Here is a 5,031-nt window from a genome sequence, read left to right as displayed (position 1 = left end):
TCAGATTCTGTTACACAAAACATAATTGTCTATCCACAACCAACAGCTTCATTTTCTGTTAACGATAGTACACAATGCCTAAGTGGAAATTCTTTTGCATTTACAAATTCAAGCACAGGAGCCTCAATTTACAATTGGAATTTCGGAGATGGAAATTCTTCAACACAAACAAACCCAAGTCATGCTTACATAAATACCGGGGCATTTACAGTAAAATTAATTTCAACAACTAGTAACGGATGTTCAGATTCATCAACAAAAACTCTTGCAGTTTATCCTCAACCAACAGCAGGATTTAGTGTCAACGATAGTACACAATGTCTGAGAGACAATAGCTTTGCTTTTACAAATTCAAGTTCTGGAGCTTCAACTTATAGTTGGAATTTTGGCGATGGTAATTTTTCAGCACAAACAAATCCAAATTATGTTTACATAAATCAGGGAACATTTACAGTAAAATTAATTTCAACAACTAGTAACGGATGTTCAGATTCATCAACAAAAACTGTTAAAGTTTATCCTCAACCAATAGCATTATTTAACATCAATGACAATACTCAATGTTTGAGTGGCAATAGTTTTTCTTTTATAAATTCAAGTGCAGTAGCGTCAAATTACAATTGGAGCTTTGGAGATGGAGATTCTTCAACACAAATAAGCCCAAATCATACGTATGTAAATCCGGGGATGTTTAATGTGAAAGTGTTTGTAACAAACAGCATTGGATGTGCGGATTCATTAATAAAAACTGTTACAGTTTATCCTCAACCAACAGCAGGGTTTAGTGTTAACGATAATATTCAATGTCTTGGTGGTAATAGTTTTAGCTTTACAAATTCAAGTTTGGGAGCGTCAACTTACAATTGGATTTTTGGAGATGGTAATTTCTCAACACAAACAAACCCAACTTATGTTTACACAAATTCGGGAACATTTAACGTAAAAATGTTTGCAATAAACAGCGATGGATGTTCTGATTCATCAACAAAAAATATTACGCTTTATCCTCAACCAAATAAGGTGGAGTTTTTATTACTCAATAAAAGTATTCAATGTATAAGTGGTAACAATTTTGTTTTTCAGAATAAATCTGTTGGAGCTATCTCTTTTTTATGGCTTTTTGGTGATGGCGATTCTTCTTCAAATTTTCTAACAAATCATTCATTTAACAACACAGGAGATTATCAAATAAAACTGTATGGCTTTACAAAACATAATTGTATTGATTCAAATAGCATAAAGGTAGATGTGAAAGCAATGCCTGTTGCTGATTTTGAAGTAAATGATAGTGCTCAATGTTTAAGGGGAAATAAATTTGAATTCTTAAATAAATCAACAGTCATTTCCGATTCCTTGAATTTTGAATGGGCTTTTGGAGATGCAAATTATTCAAATATTAAAAATCCTATTCATAGCTATAATAATGGTGGTAACTTTAATGTGAAACTTAAGGCTATTTCTGAATATGGGTGTGAGAATGAATTAATAAAAAATATTTATGTTTATGAAATGCCAGTAGCTGATTTTATTACCAATGATTCTACTCAGTGTTTATTGAATAATGAATTTGTTTTTACAAATAATTCAAAAAATTCTTCTTCATATAATTGGAGTTTAGGAGATGGCACAAACTCAACAAAAGAAAATAATACTCACACTTATAACTCATCAGGGGAATATTCTGTGGTATTGATATCCGTTTCCGATAAAGCTTGCATTGATACTATTGAAAAAGATGTGATAGTTTATGAACAACCCATAATTGATTTGGGAAATGATACATCACTTACTTACTGGGATTCAATACTTCTTGATGCAGGACAAGGATTTGCAAGTTATTTATGGAATGATGATTCAACTGCTCAAACGAAGTTGATAAAAGGTAATTTGTTAGCTGTTGGAAACTATCAATACTCTGTAGTAGTTCATGATTTAAATGCCTGTTCTACTTCTGATACGATTATTATTTCAATAATTCCATCGGCTATTAATGATGAAGATTTTAAAACGAAAATAAAATTATTTCCTAATCCTTGCGGTAATTTATTAAATATAAAAATTGAAGGAATTACAAAACAAAAATTACAAATTGAATTAATAGATTTTTACGGAAGATCAGTTTATAGAGAAGAACTTAATACCGTAAAATCAATTACAAAATCTCAAATTGATATGACTGATTATTCCAAAGGAATTTACTTGATTAAGTTTAGTAGTGCTGAGTTCCAGTTTATTGAAAGAGTAGTGAAGAAGTAAGGAAGGTTACTGGTTTGCTTTTTTTGCTCTTAAGCATTGTTTTACAAAGCCTAAGTAGTTTATAGAAAATTTGTGCTTTGTTATCAAATGACAATAAATTTCCTATTTGAAGACATTGTTGGGCAAATATTGAAAAAGATATACCTATTCTAAAACTACAGCAAGCAGGTAATCAATTAAATAACCGAATACCCACAGAATCAAATCAACATTATTGTAGTATCTTTGCAATCTTAAGGGAGGTTCTATTTTTTTGTGTATAACTATTTAAAATACTTTTTTCTGTGTCATTAACTTTGAATCTTTTAAAAATTTGACTTATGAAAGCATTTAAGTTAGTAATCTTGTTTCCACTTTTGTTTGTTGTTTTGGCTGGCTATTCCCAAAATAACAGGAAATTGTATAGGATAGGAAAAAAATCCTTTAACGATGGAAACTATAAAATTGCAAAAAATTTCTTTACACAATCTATTGAAGCTGATTCTTCTTTGCTAAAGGTGTTTTTGATAAGAGCTGAAGCATCCGAAAAAATAGAAACATTTGAGGATGCAGTATCTGACTACAAGCAAGCAATTTTGATGGATAAAAAAGAAGAATCTCATTATTTTAATGCAGGTAGGTTACTTTTGGCTTTAGAAAAATATCAAGAGTCAATTTTTTATCTTAAAAAAACTACGGAATTAGATGAAAAATATATCCAAGCATATCAGCTAAAAGTAAATGCATTTATGAAACTTGAGATGTATGAAGAGGCAATAGTGGAAGCTGAAGAAGCATTGATGCTTGAAAAAAATGCGTTAAATTATTACAATCATGGTTTGGTTTCATATTACTTAAAAGATTTTAAAGTTGCCGAGGCAGATTTTAATTATGCAATTACATTTAATGAAAATTATATTGAAGCATATATCGAACTTGCGAAATCTTTATTGCAACAAAATAGATATGAAGATGCATTAAATAATTGTAACATAGTTATTGAATTAAATCCGTTAACTAAGGATATTTATATTGTGCGTAGTGAAATATATCATCAAATAGCTGATTATGAAAAAGCAATTAATGATGTAACTACGGTGTTGACAAAATTTTCTCCTAATGATAAAAATTTATATTTTAAGAGAGGGAAATTGTATCAGGAATTCAATGAGCATAAGAGTGCAATTAACGATTTTTGTAAAGTTATTTCATTGGATAAAGATTTTTGTTTAGCTTATTATCAACGAGCTATTTCCTATGAAGAAACATTAAAATGGGCTAAAGCAGTAAGAGATTACAATAAATTTGTTGATATTTCTACAGACAATATACAAATTTCACCAAGGAAAATATCTTTTGCAAAAACAAAAATTTATGAACTGAACAGGGAAGCAAACAAACCCGAGATAGTAATTTTTACACCTAAGCCAAATAGAAATGGACAAATTGAAGTGCCTTTAAATTTGGATAAGGTTATTGTAAAAGGAAAAATTAGTGATGAAAGTGATATTGAATATTTGAAGATAAATGGCATAGCTTATAAGTTTTCAGCAAATGCATTGAACAATGAATTTGAAGTTGAATTAAATCTCCAAGCTAATAAAAGCATATCAATAATAACTTCAGATATTTACATGAATACATCTGTAAGGAATTTCCAAATACTTAGTACGGAAATTGATAATCCCCAAATTCATTTAATAAATCCTTATGCATCCGATAATGGAGAAATATATCTTGATGAGTCCAATAGCACAGTATTATTTATTGAAGGTAAAATTACAGATGAAAGTAGGATAAAGTCAATTTTAATTGATGGAACTACAGCAAGTTATAAGTTAGATGAGTTGAATCCACAATTTACTTCTAAAGTGGAAATAGGAAATAAAAAGTTTATTGAGATTACAGTAGAAGACATTTATGGAAATAAAACAATGTCAAAATTTACTTTAAATCGTGAAGGTGCTAATCTTTTTGCTGATAATCCAATGGGAAAAACATGGGTGATTTTTATTGAAAATTCAAAATATAGAACTTTTGCTTCTTTGGAAGGACCTTCACAAGATATTTCACTTATGAAATCTGCTTTTTCGAATTACAGAATTCATAAGATTATTCACAAAAAGAATATGACAAAAGCAGAAATGGGAAAATTCTTTTCTATTGAGCTGAGAGATTTAGTTAAAAAAAATAGAGTAAACTCCTTGCTTGTGTGGTATGCCGGTCATGGAAAGTTTATACATGAAACAGGTTATTGGATTGCTGTTGATTCAAAAAGAGATGATGAATTTTCTTATTTTAATATTAACAACCTAAAAGCCTCATTACACTCATATTCAAAATATGTAACTCACACACTTGTGATTACAGATGCATGTGAATCAGGACCATCTTTTTATATGGGAATGAGGTCGGAACCTGAAATGAAAAATTGTGGGGATTGGGAAGCAACAAAGTTTAAGTCATCACAGGTCTTTACTTCAGCAGGTAAGGAATTGGCAACTGATAAATCTCAATTTACAAAAACTTTTTCAAATTCATTAAAATATAACCCAAATGACTGCATTCCAATTGACAATATTGTTATAAAAGTATCAAAGGCAGTTAGCGGAACAGGAAACCAAAAACCAAAATTTGGGAAAATTGCAGGTATGGAAGATGAAAATGGAACTTTCTTTTTTATCAAAAGAGAATGAGAGTCAACAGTCTTCAGTCAACAGTCTTCAGTCAACAGTCCCTCAATCGCGATGCGATATAACCAATTAGCTAACTGGATAGATCTTCACGACAAACAGA

2 protein-coding genes are annotated in these 5,031 nt (G+C 30.0%); both read left to right on the top strand.

Annotation, left to right across the window (positions count from 1 at the left end; translation table 11 throughout):
* A partial coding sequence (locus U9R42_05135) for a PKD domain-containing protein (protein MEA3495402.1) occupies positions 1-2,256 on the top strand: 2,256 nt, incomplete at its 5' end.
* Positions 2,257-2,576: 320 nt separating this feature from the next.
* Complete coding sequence (locus U9R42_05130) at positions 2,577-4,931, top strand: caspase family protein (protein ID MEA3495401.1); 2,355 nt, start codon at positions 2,577-2,579, stop codon at positions 4,929-4,931.
* Positions 4,932-5,031 lie beyond the last annotated feature (100 nt).

The organism is Bacteroidota bacterium (genome assembly GCA_034723125.1).
Taxonomy (GTDB): domain Bacteria; phylum Bacteroidota; class Bacteroidia; order CAILMK01; family JAAYUY01; genus JAYEOP01.
This window is presented reverse-complemented; position numbering and strand designations above follow the sequence as displayed.